This is a genomic window from Paenibacillus sp. N22P23 (assembly GCF_059383735.1).
Genome location: NZ_JBXENT010000004.1, coordinates 24,248 through 38,627 on the forward strand (window position 1 = coordinate 24,248; position 14,380 = coordinate 38,627).

15 protein-coding genes and 1 pseudogene are annotated in these 14,380 nt (G+C 48.5%); 1 reads left to right on the forward strand and 15 read right to left on the reverse strand.

Going from position 1 to position 14,380, the window contains the following annotated elements; translation table 11 throughout:
- Positions 1-87: 87 nt before the first annotated feature.
- The 5 genes from phoU (AC506A_RS18305) to AC506A_RS18325 all read right to left on the reverse strand — a co-directional run bounded on the left by phoU (AC506A_RS18305) (position 88) and on the right by AC506A_RS18325 (position 4,398).
- On the reverse strand, positions 88-747 hold the full coding sequence (gene phoU, locus AC506A_RS18305) for a phosphate signaling complex protein PhoU (RefSeq protein ID WP_495462454.1): 660 nt from the start codon (positions 745-747) through the stop codon (positions 88-90).
- Between the two features lie 22 nt (positions 748-769).
- Positions 770-1,528: a phosphate ABC transporter ATP-binding protein PstB gene (gene pstB / locus AC506A_RS18310; RefSeq protein WP_495462455.1), complete on the reverse strand. Its 759-nt coding sequence runs from the start codon at positions 1,526-1,528 to the stop codon at positions 770-772.
- Between the two features lie 15 nt (positions 1,529-1,543).
- The gene (pstA, locus tag AC506A_RS18315) at positions 1,544-2,431 is read right to left on the reverse strand and encodes a phosphate ABC transporter permease PstA (RefSeq protein ID WP_495462456.1); all 888 of its coding nucleotides are present in this window, start codon (positions 2,429-2,431) and stop codon (positions 1,544-1,546) included.
- Positions 2,428-3,366, reverse strand: a complete 939-nt coding sequence (gene pstC, locus AC506A_RS18320) for a phosphate ABC transporter permease subunit PstC (RefSeq protein ID WP_495462457.1) — start codon at positions 3,364-3,366, stop codon at positions 2,428-2,430. Before pstC (AC506A_RS18320) ends, pstA (AC506A_RS18315) begins: the two co-directional genes overlap by 4 nt.
- 93 nt (positions 3,367-3,459) lie before the next feature.
- Positions 3,460-4,398, reverse strand: coding sequence for a phosphate ABC transporter substrate-binding protein (locus AC506A_RS18325; RefSeq protein ID WP_495462458.1), 939 nt, complete (start codon positions 4,396-4,398; stop codon positions 3,460-3,462).
- Positions 4,399-4,584: 186 nt separating this feature from the next.
- Here AC506A_RS18325 and AC506A_RS18330 point away from each other — a divergent pair, with 186 nt between their 5' ends.
- On the forward strand, positions 4,585-5,502 hold the full coding sequence (locus AC506A_RS18330; RefSeq protein WP_495462459.1) for a LysR family transcriptional regulator: 918 nt from the start codon (positions 4,585-4,587) through the stop codon (positions 5,500-5,502).
- A 59-nt stretch (positions 5,503-5,561) separates the two neighbouring features.
- On the opposite strand, the gene phoU (AC506A_RS18335) is transcribed toward AC506A_RS18330, so the two are convergent.
- From phoU (AC506A_RS18335) to AC506A_RS18380, 10 genes and pseudogenes are all read right to left on the reverse strand, one after another.
- Positions 5,562-6,221, reverse strand: coding sequence for a phosphate signaling complex protein PhoU (gene phoU, locus AC506A_RS18335; protein WP_495462825.1), 660 nt, complete (start codon positions 6,219-6,221; stop codon positions 5,562-5,564).
- A 35-nt stretch (positions 6,222-6,256) separates the two neighbouring features.
- Positions 6,257-7,027 carry a phosphate ABC transporter ATP-binding protein PstB gene (gene pstB, locus AC506A_RS18340; RefSeq protein ID WP_091214203.1) on the reverse strand — a complete coding sequence of 257 codons (771 nt, stop codon included), beginning with the start codon at positions 7,025-7,027 and terminating at the stop codon, positions 6,257-6,259.
- A gap of 116 nt (positions 7,028-7,143) precedes the next feature.
- Positions 7,144-7,866, reverse strand: a complete 723-nt coding sequence (locus AC506A_RS18345) for a methyl-accepting chemotaxis protein (protein WP_495462826.1) — start codon at positions 7,864-7,866, stop codon at positions 7,144-7,146.
- Positions 7,852-8,307, reverse strand: a pseudogene (locus AC506A_RS18350) (CBS domain-containing protein); the annotation flags it as partial. The pseudogene AC506A_RS18350 and the gene AC506A_RS18345, both read right to left, overlap by 15 nt.
- Before the next feature lie 36 nt (positions 8,308-8,343).
- Positions 8,344-9,243: a phosphate ABC transporter permease PstA gene (gene pstA, locus AC506A_RS18355; RefSeq protein WP_495462460.1), complete on the reverse strand. Its 900-nt coding sequence runs from the start codon at positions 9,241-9,243 to the stop codon at positions 8,344-8,346.
- Positions 9,240-10,187 (reverse strand): phosphate ABC transporter permease subunit PstC, encoded by a 948-nt coding sequence (gene pstC / locus AC506A_RS18360; protein WP_495462461.1) that lies wholly within the window; start codon positions 10,185-10,187, stop codon positions 9,240-9,242. The genes pstA (AC506A_RS18355) and pstC (AC506A_RS18360) overlap by 4 nt, the downstream gene beginning before the upstream one ends.
- An 81-nt stretch (positions 10,188-10,268) precedes the next feature.
- Positions 10,269-11,126 carry a phosphate ABC transporter substrate-binding protein gene (locus AC506A_RS18365; RefSeq protein ID WP_495462462.1) on the reverse strand — a complete coding sequence of 286 codons (858 nt, stop codon included), beginning with the start codon at positions 11,124-11,126 and terminating at the stop codon, positions 10,269-10,271.
- A gap of 40 nt (positions 11,127-11,166) precedes the next feature.
- Entirely contained in the window at positions 11,167-12,558 is a 1,392-nt protein-coding gene (locus AC506A_RS18370) for a stalk domain-containing protein (RefSeq protein ID WP_495462463.1), read from the reverse strand.
- 352 nt (positions 12,559-12,910) lie between these two features.
- On the reverse strand, positions 12,911-13,756 hold the full coding sequence (locus AC506A_RS18375) for a hypothetical protein (protein WP_495462464.1): 846 nt from the start codon (positions 13,754-13,756) through the stop codon (positions 12,911-12,913).
- A 98-nt stretch (positions 13,757-13,854) separates the two neighbouring features.
- Complete coding sequence (locus tag AC506A_RS18380; RefSeq protein WP_495462465.1) at positions 13,855-14,289, reverse strand: YqhG/Tai3 family protein; 435 nt, start codon at positions 14,287-14,289, stop codon at positions 13,855-13,857.
- Between the last annotated feature and the right edge of the window lie 91 nt (positions 14,290-14,380).

Genomic DNA, 14,380 nt, shown 5'->3' on the forward strand with positions numbered 1-14,380 from the left:
AAGTGTGATGGAAGTATTGTCCTATTGTTAACTCCACGTAAAAAATCCGATGCTGCGCATCATGCGCGGCACCGGATCCTCAAAGCCTTACCTATTCAAATCTGGACGTTTGCCTGTCACGAGGTAGACGACGCTTTCGCCTATATTCGTGGCATGGTCGGCAATCCGTTCAATATAGCGGCCGACGAAGCTGATCAAGCTGCCTTGCGTAATGGTCTTCGGATTCTCGATCATCAGTGCGAACAAATCACGAATAACTTCCGCGAACAGCGCATCCACTTGATCGTCGTCCTGGGCCATCTTGCAGGCAAGATTCACATTTTCCTGCACGTAAGATTGGATGGAATCGTGGATCATCTGACCGGTAATCTCAGCCATGCGCGGGAGATCGACCAGCGGTTTCATGAGCGTCTGACCTTCAAGGCGCACAACCACCTTCGCGATATCGACCGTCAGATCGCCCATTCGCTCCAGATCAGCCGCCATCTTGAAGGCGATGAGGATCCGGCGCAAATCCTTCGCCACCGGCTGCTGCGTAGCAATCATACGGGCGCCCAGCTCATCGATGCTCTCCTCCAATTGATTGAGCTTCAAGTCCTCGGCAATAATAATGCGTGCCGAATCGGCGTCCACTTCCTCGAGCGCCTTCATCGCGCGGGCCAGCCCCGTTTCAACGCGGTTACCCATGTCAATCAGTTTCTGCTTCAGAAGCTCCAATCCTTCGTCCAGCTCTCTGCGCTTGATCATCTGCGTCGCCTCCTATGATGGATTACCCGAAACGTCCCGAAATGTAATCGTCGGTTGCTTTCTCGGATGGATTCGTGAAGATTTTGTCGGTTTGATCATACTCCACGACTTTGCCCATATAGAAGAACGCTGTTTTATCCGACACCCTTGCTGCCTGATGCATATTGTGAGTGACGATAACGATGCTGTAATCCTGCTTCAGCTCCGAGATCAGCTCCTCCACTTTCGCAGTCGATACCGGATCAAGTGCCGATGCTGGTTCATCCATCAGAATCACTTTCGGTTTAACCGCAATCGAGCGGGCGATGCAAAGCCGCTGCTGTTGACCGCCTGAGAGTGCAAGCGCGGAATTGTGCAGACGATCCTTCGTTTCATCCCAAAGTGCCGCTTTGCGTAAGCAGTCCTCTACGATTTCATCGAGCTGCTTCTTGTTTCGCACGCCATGGTAACGCGGTCCGAACGCAATATTCTCATATATAGACTTGTGAAACGGGTTCGGGCGCTGCCAAACCATACCGATCTTCTGGCGCAGCAAGACAACATCGACGCCGGATGCATTAATATTCTCACCGTCCATCCAGATCTCTCCGGATGTGCGGACACTGTCAATCGTATCGTTCATGCGGTTCAAGCTGCGCAAGAACGTGGACTTACCGCAACCTGAAGGGCCGATCAATGCCGTTACTTCACGTGGTGCAAATGCGAGCGACACGCCTTTGATTGCTTCCTTCTCTCCGTAGAATACACGTAGATTTTTGGCTTCCAATCCTACTGTTTGCATGTTCGTCACCCTTCCCTATTTGGTTGCTGTAAATCTGCGATGCAAGTATCTTCCAAACCATCTGGCGGCGAAGTTGAACAATAGAACCATTAAGAGCAGGACGGCAGATGCTCCGGCAGCAATCTCCGCTGCATCCGGAGCCAAGCCTTCACTGTTGATTTTCCAAATATGCACGGCCAATGTCTCTGCCGGACGGAACGGATTCAGCGGCGAGAACGGGCTGAGCGGGTTCCAATTCGTGAAATCAAGGCGAGGCGAGCTCATGCCGGCTGTGAAGAGCAGCGCGGCTGCTTCACCGAACACACGCCCCGAAGCAAGAATTGTGCCGGTTACGATCGTTGGCATTGCAATCGGAAGCATTACGGAGGTGATTGTCTTCCAGCGTGACAATCCAAGCGCCAAGCTCGCTTCCTTCTGCTCACGCGGCACACCGCTCAGCGATTGTTCTGTAATTCGAACCATAAGCGGCAGGTTGAACACGGTCAGCGCAAGTGCGCCGGAGAACAGCGAGAACCCGAAGCCGAATAAGTTAACGATAACAAGAAGTCCGAACAAACCGACTACGATGGACGGGAAGGACGAGAGCACTTCGACAACCAACCGAATGGAGTCCGTCAGGCGGCCCGGCTTCGCGTATTCACTCATATAAATCCCGGCGCCAAGTCCGAGTGGAATCGTAATGATAAGCGTCAATACGAGCAGGAACAAGGAATTAAAGAGCTGTGGTCCAATACCGCCCCCCGCTTTAATCGTTTGAGGTGCGGAGGTCAAGAAATGAAAACTGATATGTCCTACTCCGCGGAAGAGGATAAAACCGAGCAATCCCGCCAAAATAAGAACGATAAGGGATGCGACGCCGATAATAACACCTGTGGCAATTCGATCTGCAGTTTTGGCGTTCATCGTTGGTTTCTCCTTTCCAAGAAGCGGACTATGAATACAAATACGAATGTCATGCTAAGCAGAATGAGCGCGAGCGACCACAATACATTATTGTGCGTGGAGCCCATAACGGTGTTACCCATATCGAGTGTGATGACACTCGTCAGCGTCGATGCTGATTCAAACAAAGAATGCGGGATATGTGGCGAGTTACCGATGACCATTTGAACAGCCAGTGCTTCACCGAAGGCACGGGACATCCCGAGAACGACGCCTGTTAACAGTGATGGCAGCGTTGTAGGCAGCACAGTGCGGTAAATCGTCTGCCAGCGTGTAGCGCCAAGCGCGAAGGAAGCTTCCTTCAAACCGCGAGGCAGTGCAGCCAGCGCATCCGTAGCAATCGTTGTTACAGTTGGCAAAATCATGAGCGAGAGCACGATGGCTCCCGCCGCAATCCCGATGCCTTGTCCCGGGAATAAAGCCCGGAGCGCCGGTACAACAACACTAAGTCCAACAAAACCGAAGACGACAGATGGAATACCGGCAAGCAGCTCAATAACCGGCTGCAGAACCTTTTTACCAATGCCAGGCATAATTTGGGTCATAAACACGGCCGCGCAGATACCAAGCGGTGCGGCGAGAAGCGCTGCAAAGAGTGAAGTACTGAATGATCCGAAGATGAATGGCAAGGCGCCATACAGCGGAATATCACCTTCCGGATCCCATTTCAAGCCGCTAAGCAGCCCGCCGAGGCTCACGCCATCCATAATAAACGTAGTCAAACCACGGGAAGAAACGAAATAGACAATAGCAGCGATCGTGATAATGAGGACTAGAATACACAGCGCCGTATAAACTTTACCTACCCATTCCTCCATGACATGCGGTTTTACAAAAGCTCTTGTTGTCTTCCCCGTTTGAATCCGTTTTTTATTAGCGCGAGCGGGCTGCTCCATGAATGTTCTCTCCTTCAACTAGCATTCTCATGACAGCCAATTAGAGGCGGAGTGTATCCACCTCTAATGACTGTACTATTCGTTTTGTGTACCTTATTTTGTGATATTACCGTCCACATCGCGTTTCACTTGCATTTTACCGATTGAAATGTAGCCCAGTTCCACAACATCGCTGTTTTGAATATCATCGCTAACCATATAGTCTAGGAATGCTTTAGTTGCTGCGTCCGGCTCACCTTTTGTGTACATGTGCTCGTAAGCCCATACCGGATAAGTGCCTGTAACAACGTTCTCTTCTGTAGCTTCTACGCCTTCATACTTCACTGTTTTTACAGTGTCGTCGATGTAGGAAAGGGCAAGGTATCCGATAGCGCCCGGTGTTTCAGCAACAAGTTTCTTAACCGTACCTGAGGAATCTTCTTGGATGGAGCCTTGAACATCTTCGGATTTCGTGCCAAGCGCGTATTTCTCGAATGTTTTGCGTGTGCCTGAGCTGCCTGGACGGTTTACGATTGTAATTTTCTCATCTGCGCCGCCAACTTCTTTCCAGTTCTTCACTTTACCAGTGAAGATGTCAACAAGCTGTTGTTTTGTCAGGTTGTCTACTGCGATGTCTTTATTGATGACAGTTGCCATGGCTACGACTGCTACTTGATGGTCAACCAGTTCTTTAGCTTTGTCTGCATCTGCATCTGTGAACTTCTCTTCCGCGAAAATATCGGAGTTACCGATCGTTGCTTGACCGCCGGATACTTGAGTCAGCCCTGTGCCGCTGCCGCCGCCTTGAACTTGAACCGTGATGCCTGCGAACTTCGCGTCTTCCATGAACTTCTTGGATACTTGTTCTACCAGTGGTTGAAGTGCCGATGAGCCGGTTGCCAGAAGCGATCCGCTTAATGCTTCACCTGCACCTGCGTTATTCGTACCGCTATTTTGTGAGTTGGTGTTCGTGCTCTCCTCATTCTTCGAGCCGCAAGCCGCCAAACCGATTGTCAACATAAGTGCCACAACAATTAGTAATGCCTTTTTCATTTCAGTTCGTTTCTCCTTCCGCTCCACCGCGGTTATTTGTTTTACAAGACTTAGTATAGATGTCGCGTATTAAACTGATATTTTCGAAGTGTTAACGCAATGCAAAAACTATATAGAGGAATTGTATAAAATGAATACTTATTATAGAATTATTGAATAAAACGTCATTGATGGAGCGCTAATATTATGAATATATTAAGATTGCAGATTTTGGTATTGATCGAGCGCCTCCGTAAGGTGACAGCCGTTGCCGAAGCACTCGGAATTAAGCAGCCCACTGTCAGCTTTCATATGAAGAAGCTCGAGGAAGAATGGGGCATGCCGCTCTTCGAGATGAAAACAGGGAAGGTACTGCTTACTGAATCCGGTAAACTGCTGTATCAATATGCCGAAGGCATTGACCGTCTTTATCGCGAGGCACAAGAGCGGTTCGCTTCCTATCGTCAAGACGGGAAACATCAATTTGTCATCGGCTGTACGGATGCAGCTTCCTCTGTCCTCTTCAGCGGGAATTGGTATCGACTAGCAGAGGAAGCCACCCCTTTACAAATCAACCTTGTTACCGGTGAAAGCAGCCGCTTATTCGAGCAGCTTCATGCCGGCAAAGTCGACCTTATTGTGTATGGAGATTCGCCGCGATACGAGCAAGAGCTTCAAGGTTGCCAACATGAGCCGCTGCTTGAGGATCGGCTGTCTATGTATACAACTAAGGCTCATTCTCTGCTTGATGCACGTGACAGCACAGCTTCTTCCTTTCTGCTGAACGGTCAAGCCTATGTAAAACTTGCAGATCCATCCATTGAAGAAGCGGTCAACAGCTGGTCCACTAACGAACAGCTCAAACTGATCAGTCCGCTGACAACGGACCGTATCGATTTGGCCTTGAACGCAGTTCGAGCCGGTTCCTTGCTGGCCATTCTCCCCAGCCACGCCGCTCCCCAATTACCCGAAGGAATTGTGCGACTGCAACTGCCGGGTCAGTCGCAAAGCTGGAGGCTGCATGCCGCATGGCGCTCCGATTATTGGAACCCTGCCCAGCAGCAGCGTATGATCGCTTTGCTTAAAGAGCTGCCTAAACTGCAAAAAGCAGCCGATTCGAAGTAAAGATACGCTTCGAATGGGCTGCTTTAGGACATGCTATATGCAGTTATAAGTGCTTGAGCTTAGGAGTTCAAATCCGGTCTTGAACCCGTTACAAGATACACAACGGATTCGCCGATATTCGTTGCATGATCCGCGAAACGTTCAATGTAACGTCCGACGAAGCTAAGCAGATTGGCTTGGGAGATCGTTTTCGGATTTTCCATCATGAGCGAGAACAGCTCACGGATGATTTGAGAATAGAGCGCATCGACCAGATCATCGTCTTTAGCCATTTTGTAAGCCATATTGACATTCTCTTGTACGAACGATTGAATCGCTTCATAAGTCATCATCTGTACGATCTGAGTCATTCGCGGCAAATCAATCAAAGGTTTGATCAACACTTGCCCTTCCAGTCTTAGCACGACTTTAGCCACGTCTACGGCCAAATCGCCCATCCGTTCAAGGTCCGCGGCAATTCGGAAGGCGACTAGGATACGTCTTAGATCCTTAGCAACCGGCTGCTGGGTGGCAATAAGCATCGCGCCTAATTCCGAAATTTTCTCTTCGATTTTGTTGATCGATTTGTCATCTTGTATGATCTGCTTGGCTGTAGGTACATCGATCGTTTCCAGTGCGTTCATCGCCTTCGCGATAACCGCTTCTACGCGTTGACCCATATCGACGATCAGCTCGTTCAGTTCCTCGAGTCCATGATCAAATTCTTTGCGCTTCGTCATCATCGCTTAAATGCTCTCCCTCTATGGTTTAGAAATTAGCCGAAACGGCCGCTGATATAGTCTTCCGTACGTTGATCGCGTGGATTTGAGAACAACTTCTCTGTCTCTGAGAATTCCACCACTTCGCCATTGAGGAAGAATACCGTCTGGTTGGAAACGCGGGCCGCTTGATGCATGTTGTGTGTAACCATGACGATTGTATATTTATCTTTCAGCTCTTGTGCCAGTTCTTCGATCTTCAGCGTCGAGATCGGATCAAGTGCGGAAGTCGCTTCATCCATAAGCAGAATGTCTGGGTTGACGGCAATTGCACGCGCGATACACAGACGTTGTTGTTGTCCTCCGGAGAGGCTGAGCGCGGAACGCTTCAGGTAGTCCTTTACTTCATCCCATAATACAGCGGAACGAAGGCTCGATTCTACGATTTCGTCCAGCTTCTGCTTGCTGCGAATACCGTGCAAGCGCGGGCCGTAGGCTACATTATCATAAATCGATTTCGGGAATGGATTCGGCTGTTGGAATACCATGCCGACTTTCTTGCGCAGTGTTTCCACATCCACTTCTTTCGAGTAGATGTCCGCACCGCCGATTGTAATCTTGCCTTCGATTCTTGTACCTGGAATCATATCGTTCATCCGGTTTAGCGTACGAAGCAGCGTCGATTTACCGCAGCCCGACGGTCCGATGAAAGCCGTGATCGCTTTCTCCGGAATATCCATCGTAACGTCCTTCAAGGCGTGGAATTGCCCATAGTGTAAATTTAATTTATGAATATCGATCAAGGTTTGGGAAGCTGTTGATTGCATGGCGTATTCCTCCGTATTGGGTGGACTTGCTAACCGTCCGTTTCAGGCCTTCCTTGAACTAGGATAGCGTGAATTTGTTTATCGAATATGTTCGTTTTGTAAACGCAGTATTAAATTTATTCGTTCACTTGCAAATCTCGAATCAATTGCTTCATTTGCTCCGTTACACGCTGCGATTGCAAGTAAGCTTGGTTCGACAGCTTGCCAATCTCGCTGGAGCTGTCGCTGCTGCCTGCTGCCGCATGGAACAACTGCTGGAATACATCCGCTGCTTCCTTAATGTACACTTGGCTCGTATCCGCTTCCGATTTCCCGAGTCCGACCAAATGAACCGTTTCCTTGACGGCTTCCATAATGGAGCCAATCATCCGATTGATATCCTCTGCGGACTCCTTGGTCTGCGTAGCCAGTTTCCGAACCTCATCGGCAACGACCGCAAATCCCCTGCCATGTTCACCGGCGCGTGCCGCTTCGATCGCTGCGTTAACGGCCAGCAAATTACATTGATCGGCAAGGCCGCGAATCAGCTTCGACACCTTATCAATCGACCCGGCACGTTCATGCAAATCGCTGATTTGGTTCTCCTGCACGTCAGTCCGTTTGGTTAGATTATGAAAGGCCATCGACACTTTATCGAGCTCGTTCTTGCCTTTGAGCGTTAAATCCAACATCTCTTTGGACATCGATTCGCCTAACAGTGAGGCTTCCTGCACATGGACGATGGAGCGGTCGATTTCCTCGATCATCACTTCTGCGCCGTGGATCATGTTCACCTGTGCCTTTACACTCCGCTGTTGAAGCAGTCTGGACATCTTTAGCAAGTCCGACATGGTCAGCATGCCAATGAAACGATTATTTTCCGTTACGAGCACGCAGTCGTACAAGGTTTTCTCTTCACGGCCAAGCGCGCGATCGAGCAGCTCCTGCATGGAAATCCCTTGATTCACGATGAGCGGCTGACGATCCATCAGCTTCGCGATCGAACGGCTGTAATAGAGCTCCCTGCCGAATCGATGCGTCTGGATGATGGTAAGTTTGTTTCGCATAACAAGCCCAATCGGTTGATCGATGTCATCGCAAACGACAACACATTCATGATCCGGCGTTAACGCAAATTGTGCAATTACATCCTGGCACGTATGCGATACGTTTACGATTGCTGCTTCCCTAATGAAAGCTGTCAATAATGCATGATCTGAAGTCATTACCTGTTCTTCTGCAGTCGGCATATTAGGAAGTAGTTCTTCAGTTGTCGGCCGTTCCAATACAGCTATTGTCATGCATATCTCTCCTTTCAATCCGGCAAGCTTGCTAAATTAACGTGTTCTGCGCGCAGTCAGCCAAAGCGGAACACGGAAGACAATATTAATGAGCAGGACGACGAAGACGAGTACGGCAGCCGCTTTCTCTGCAATAAGCTGCGCATCAGGGACGATGGCTTCTGATTGTACGTACCATAGGTGAACCGCAAGTGTAGCACCGGGGGAAAACAAGCTGAAATCCCACATTTCACCGGAAGAAGAAACACCGGCAGTCAGAATGATAACGGCACTCTCGCCGAAGGCGCGGCCGGCGGTCAGACAGATACCGGTAATGATACCGTTCAAAGCAACTGGAATAAGGACGCTGCGGATCGTTTGCAGATGCGTGCTGCCTAGAGCGAATGAAGCATGCTTCATTTCCTTCGGTACCGCACGAATCGCTTCTTCTGTTACCCGGGTCAGAACCGGCAGATTCAAGAAGGCTAAACTTACAGCGCCGCCAATGATCGTAAGTCCGATATCAAATGCTTCTACGAACAAAGCGATTCCAAACAAACCGAAAATAATCGAAGGTACGGAAGCGAGTCCTTCTACGCAAATCCGAATAAAGGCGATAAACTTCGTCGCAGGTGCGAACTCCGCCAGGTAGATACCAGCCGCCATCCCAAGCGGAATGGAAATGACAAGCGAAATGAAGAGCACATAGAACGAGTTGAATAGCAAGGGACCGATACCGCCGCCTTCTTCCATCTCACTCGGAAGCCCGTACAAGAAGCCCCAATTGAGCTCTGGCAGCCCTTTTTTCAAAATCATGAACAACAAGCCGCAAATAAAAAGGATGGTGCACAGCCCGATAATCCATACCACTGACGTAAACAGCCGATTGCTCAGATGATTGAATCCTCTGCGTGCCGCAAACGGGTGGGGAACCGGCGTCTCTTTGCCTGTACTCATAATTTCACCCCTCTGCCTTGGAATAGTCTTACGATGACAATCATGAGGAGCGAGATAATGAGCAGGATAAAGCCCATCAAATACAGCGCGTAGTTCCAAGTGGAATCAAACGGGACATTCGCGATTTGCATGACGATATTACTTGTTAATACAGCCGTCGGCTTGAACAGCGCGTCCGCCAGCTGCGGAGTATTACCGATAACCATAACGACGGCCATCGTTTCACCGATTGCACGTGCCATACCCAGAATGACGGCATACATGATGCCACTCTTCGCTGCTGGGAGCACGACTCTTACAATGGTTTGAAACCTGGTGGAGCCAAGCGCATACGAAGCATCCCGAAATTTCTTCGGAACCGCTACGATGGAATCGTCCGTGATGCGGCTGATGGTTGGCAAAGTCATAATGGTGAGCACGATAGCCGCAGCCAGGATGCCATCGCCCATATTCGTTCCTGTTACGGTGCGCAGCATTGGGATTAGAACGGTCATACCTAGAAAACCGTATACGACAGATGGAATACCAACTAACAAATCAAGTACAGGGCGCAGCATCGTTTTCAGCCAAGGCGGCGTCATTTCGGATAAGAAAATAGCAATAATGACAGACAGCGGCACGGAAATAACCATTGTCAGCAGAGTTAAGGCGAATGTACCGAAAATAAAGATAAATGCGCCGTATTGATCATTCTCAGGTACCCATTCAGTGGAGAAGAAGAAATCTTTTACGGAAACCGTCTCGAACGTAAGCACGCCCGTGCGGCCCATCAGGAACAAAATCGAGAATAGAATGACGCATACGAAGACAGCACTTGCGATACAAATGATGCGGAACGTACGGTTATAGAACGAAAGCCGTGCTTTGCGGCTGAATTTTCGACCAGATGAATTCTCCAGGCTGCGGCCCAATTCGCTGGATACAGGGACGTCAATCATGCTCATGACGCTGCTCTCCTTTCAAATGTTCAAAGTTAGAGCCGGCTTCGCAGTTGCAAATGCGATAAGCCGGCTCCGCTTCCTATCTTATTTCATGGCCGAGATCGGAATAAATTTAAGCTTCTTGAGCGATCCTGTTTGGAACTTCTTGCTTTGTACATATTCGATGAATGCTTTAGTAGCGCCGGTTGGCTGGCCTTTTGTCATGTAGTAGCCGTAGCCCCATACTTTGTAAGAACCGTTAATTACGTTTGCTTCTGTTGGAGCCACGTTGTTGATTTTCAGACCCGTCATTTTGCTTGTTACATAAACAAGGTCGATATAACCGATTGCGTTTGGCGTCGTTTCGATGGCTGTTTTCATGTCGCCGCTTGATTTTACTTCTTTATAGTTGGAGCCTTTTGTCATGAAATCAGTGCCATTCAGCGCCTTCATTTGGAAGTTAACGCGTGTACCGGAACCGAATGCACGGTTTACTACGATAATGTCTTTATCCGATCCGCCAACTTCTTTCCAGTTGGTGATTTTGCCGGAGAAGATACCTTGCAATTGAGCAGTCGTCAAGCTGCTGATGCCGACGTTGCTGTTCGTGATTGCTGCGAAAGGAATAACGGCTACTTTGTTCGCTACTTGGCCCGTGAATGCTTTGAAGCCAGGAACGTCTTTTGTAGCATCCCAGTCTACAGCGCCGATGTCTGCAATGCCTTTACGTACGGATTGAGGACCTGTGATGGAACCTGCAGCCGATGCGGAAATTCTAACTTTCGGATTGAGTTTCTTGAACTCGTTTGCTGCTTGCAGCGTCAGTGGCAGAAGTGCCGATGAACCGTTAATGACGATGCGGCCGCTCAATTTGCTGGATGCGCTCGCAACGGATACGGAACCGAATGCGACTGTAAGGGCGATAAGGGCGAAGCTTAGACTTTTAAACCATTTTGTTTTCATCTGTGGAAGTTCTCCTCTCAATTGGGACGCTTAGATTGAATTAGTTCGTTACTTTCTTCAGACCAGTGCTTGATTTCACATAAACCGCATCGTCCATCACGAAAGCAATTGGCGTTCCAGCTGCAGCTACAATTGCGCTTACGTTGCCTTCAACATTGCCAAGGGATTGTACAGCGCCTGTTGCGATGTTTACTTCATAAGCGCCAGTTACGTCCGCGGAATCCGCAAGTACATAGATTTTGTCGCCGGCTACAGTTGCTTGTAGGACATCTTTATCGCCAATCAGCTTCGTTACCGTTTTGTCCAGCGCTACCGCTACGAGCGAAGATGGCTTGTTGTCTTCAACGCTTACGTAGTAAGCTTTGCTGCCGTCAGCTGCTGCGCCTGCGAACACTTTGTCATCTGTAGTGCTTGTCAGCTTCACGGGTTTGTTTTCTTTTACCGAAGCATCGTAGCTGTATAGCTGCGGCTCTGTACCTGTGTTGTCGATTGCTACATCATCAGCATCAACTGGTTTGGTGCCATCAGCAGTTACTGCACCCGGTTTGATAACCGTGTAGAAGAACTTCTTGCCGTCAGCGGAAACGGCCAGTCCGGATTTGTAATCCACTTTGTCATCCAATACTTTCGAAATCACGCCATCAGCAACATTCATCTTAGCGATGACGGAGCCTTTGTCACCTTGCAGGAAGTAGATCGCGGAGCTGTCAGCGGACCAGACAAGCTCTGGTTTAATGGAATTATCTGTGGATACCACTTTAGCAGCCGGTACTTTGCTAGTAAGATCAATGATATTTACGATGCCATCGCCATCTGTATAAACAGCTGATTTACCATTAGGCGCTACAGTAAGATCGGATGCCGCTGCAGAAACCATCAATTGTGTATATGCACCTGTGTGAGCGTTAACGATATAGTCGATACGGCCTTCTTCAGTCAATGTGGATGCCAGCAAACGATCTGCATCGATCCAGCGGATGTCGTCAGCGTGGACTTTAGCTACAGCATCGATTGCGATCGTGCCTGAAGCATCTGTCGATGAATCAACACCAAACGCGCTTACGAAATCTTCAAGCGAGACATAGTAACTGCCATTTACACTTTGTACAGCTTGTTGCAAACTTACTGCCTCACCATCAACCAATGCAGCATTCGAACCTGCATGCAGCTCGATCGCATGGTTATTGAAGTAAGCTGTTACGCCCGATTTAACATTGACCATGAATTGCACGCCTGCCGCAGTTCCCAAATCTCTCAATGCGTAAAGCACCGTGTTGTTTGATTGGATGGAACGGACATGATATGCAGTGTCATTGATTGTGAGATCTACCGTCGTTGCGTTCGTTACCGATGCGGCGGAGACTACACTGACTGCCGAAGTGCTCAGCGCTGCGGCAAGTGCGGAAATCATTAGCGTTTTTTTCATAGACATTTAGCTCGTATCACCCTTCTGGAATGGTTTATTGTCGTTTTCGTTATGTACAATTCTGATTATAAGTACCCATTGTAAAGCGGCAGTTAATGGTCAGGCTGGTATTGTAAAGCAGCGGTTAATGTATTGTGAAGGATTTGTTAAGATATGCCATTAGGCCTAGTTGATTGGTTTGCGTACACAATCGTGAGATTGGGTATGCAGCATTCAACTACCCTAGTTGATTGGTTTGCGTACACAATCGTGAGCGCTGATTCAATCTTCGATATGCATAGCAAAAAAAGCCGTCATTCCTGCCTGTCGGCATAGGAAAAACGGCCCTCATCCAAATTTTAGCTAAAGTTTAGGTTGGTTACGTTGGCGTCGATTTTGTAAAGTTAATAATCTTGCTTGTGAGATAGCCCCCATTGCTGATTCCGATTAATCCTATCAGCTCTTCCGGGAGTGCAGGGAAGGTATCGATCGTAGAAAGGTCCTGTGTCATCAAGGTGGAGAAGATCGTCACGGAGTAAACCGTCAAAGCCATCATCGTAAACAGAAACATTTGTACTTTAGCTATGTCGATGTAGGCATGGTTTTGCATTTCTTCCCCTTCGAATATATCGGTGAACTGCGCGTCCTTATAAGACGGATTCGCATAGAGCGTGCCCTGCATGCTTGTTTCGATTTCCTGCGCACTCTTGTTGTAGGCTTCCGCCGCGCTTTGCACAAGCTGATCCTTAAGAGAGTCGTCAATCGCCCGGTTCTTCTTCGCTGCGCTAATCATTGGACTAAAGATCGCCGACACACTGCTGATGCCCATGAGTGCAAGAACAGTCGAATCAAACTTGAGCTGCAGCGGTTCATCCGGATGCAGGGCGAGATTCCCTACAAGGACGGTAAAATAAGTCGATGTGAAGAGCAACGTCCAAAGCGTAATCTGCAATCTCGACAAACTCATCAGGTTTCGTTCATTAATGAGGATGCCAAGGGGATGGTTCAGCTTGCCTTTGCCAATGGCGATGATCATATATAACTCTGATAGAATGACAGCTGACAGATTATAGCCTTTAGGCAGAAACCACGCACTGAGGAAAGCAAGCACAAGTGCAATTGTCAAATGAAGGGTCACTTTAAAAGAATTCCATTGCGGCGGCGCGCTCGGCAGCGGGTTGACACCACCTGTGATCCTCGGTTGCTGCCCTGCTCTGCTAGGCATATCGCTCCCTCCTCCATTGGTCCTAATTTACCAGAAGGAGGGTGATTATACTGTCGGTCGGTGAAGTCGAATTTAGTCTGCTCGGGGATTCTAGCTGGTTAGTCCGTTTGCTCGATCAGCCATTTGTTGTTTTCTTGCTTCAAGACATACATGATTGTCGTAATCATCGGTTTCTTCTCTAATTTACTGTCTACATCTACGTAAGCCACATATTCACCGTTTTGATTTTTCCCCATGTTGCGTAATTTAGCTTCGGAAACGCGAAATCCAGGTGTAAACTCGCTGACTCTAGCTTGGTAGCTCGATGTTAGGAGCGACTTATTGGCGGTATTATCCTCTTCATTCATATAATTGATATTCATATTAATAAGCTTCACACATTGTAAAATCTCACCTTCGTAGTCACGCTCATCGATGTAGATGACTTGTTTGCCTTCCGGTAATGTACTCGGCTCAGCTTGAACACGTTGTCCTAAAGTGGCAGCGATGAGGATAAAAGTCATCAACGCGGCTGATATTCTATTGCCTATCATAGTTTTAAAAACCTCCCTTTGTTATTCAATATGAACAAGAAGAGGCTATCCTAATCCAATTCGGTTCTTTTAACTGTAAGCCAAGCAGCCT

Excerpts from the sequence above, each read along its gene's own strand:
- phoU (WP_495462454.1), bottom strand. The coding sequence starts at position 747 with ATGATCAAGCGCAGAGAGCTGGACGAAGGATTGGAGCTTCTGAAGCAG.
- pstB (WP_495462455.1), bottom strand. The coding sequence starts at position 1,528 with ATGCAAACAGTAGGATTGGAAGCCAAAAATCTACGTGTATTCTACGGA.
- pstA (WP_495462456.1), bottom strand. The coding sequence starts at position 2,431 with ATGAACGCCAAAACTGCAGATCGAATTGCCACAGGTGTTATTATCGGC.
- pstC (WP_495462457.1), bottom strand. The coding sequence starts at position 3,366 with ATGGAGCAGCCCGCTCGCGCTAATAAAAAACGGATTCAAACGGGGAAG.
- AC506A_RS18325 (WP_495462458.1), bottom strand. The coding sequence starts at position 4,398 with ATGAAAAAGGCATTACTAATTGTTGTGGCACTTATGTTGACAATCGGT.
- AC506A_RS18330 (WP_495462459.1), top strand. The coding sequence starts at position 4,585 with ATGAATATATTAAGATTGCAGATTTTGGTATTGATCGAGCGCCTCCGT.
- phoU (WP_495462825.1), bottom strand. The coding sequence starts at position 6,221 with ATGACGAAGCGCAAAGAATTTGATCATGGACTCGAGGAACTGAACGAG.
- pstB (WP_091214203.1), bottom strand. The coding sequence starts at position 7,027 with ATGCAATCAACAGCTTCCCAAACCTTGATCGATATTCATAAATTAAAT.
- AC506A_RS18345 (WP_495462826.1), bottom strand. The coding sequence starts at position 7,866 with ATGCTGACCATGTCGGACTTGCTAAAGATGTCCAGACTGCTTCAACAG.
- pstA (WP_495462460.1), bottom strand. The coding sequence starts at position 9,243 with ATGAGTACAGGCAAAGAGACGCCGGTTCCCCACCCGTTTGCGGCACGC.
- pstC (WP_495462461.1), bottom strand. The coding sequence starts at position 10,187 with ATGAGCATGATTGACGTCCCTGTATCCAGCGAATTGGGCCGCAGCCTG.
- AC506A_RS18365 (WP_495462462.1), bottom strand. The coding sequence starts at position 11,126 with ATGAAAACAAAATGGTTTAAAAGTCTAAGCTTCGCCCTTATCGCCCTT.
- AC506A_RS18370 (WP_495462463.1), bottom strand. The coding sequence starts at position 12,558 with ATGTCTATGAAAAAAACGCTAATGATTTCCGCACTTGCCGCAGCGCTG.
- AC506A_RS18375 (WP_495462464.1), bottom strand. The coding sequence starts at position 13,756 with ATGCCTAGCAGAGCAGGGCAGCAACCGAGGATCACAGGTGGTGTCAAC.
- AC506A_RS18380 (WP_495462465.1), bottom strand. The coding sequence starts at position 14,289 with ATGATAGGCAATAGAATATCAGCCGCGTTGATGACTTTTATCCTCATC.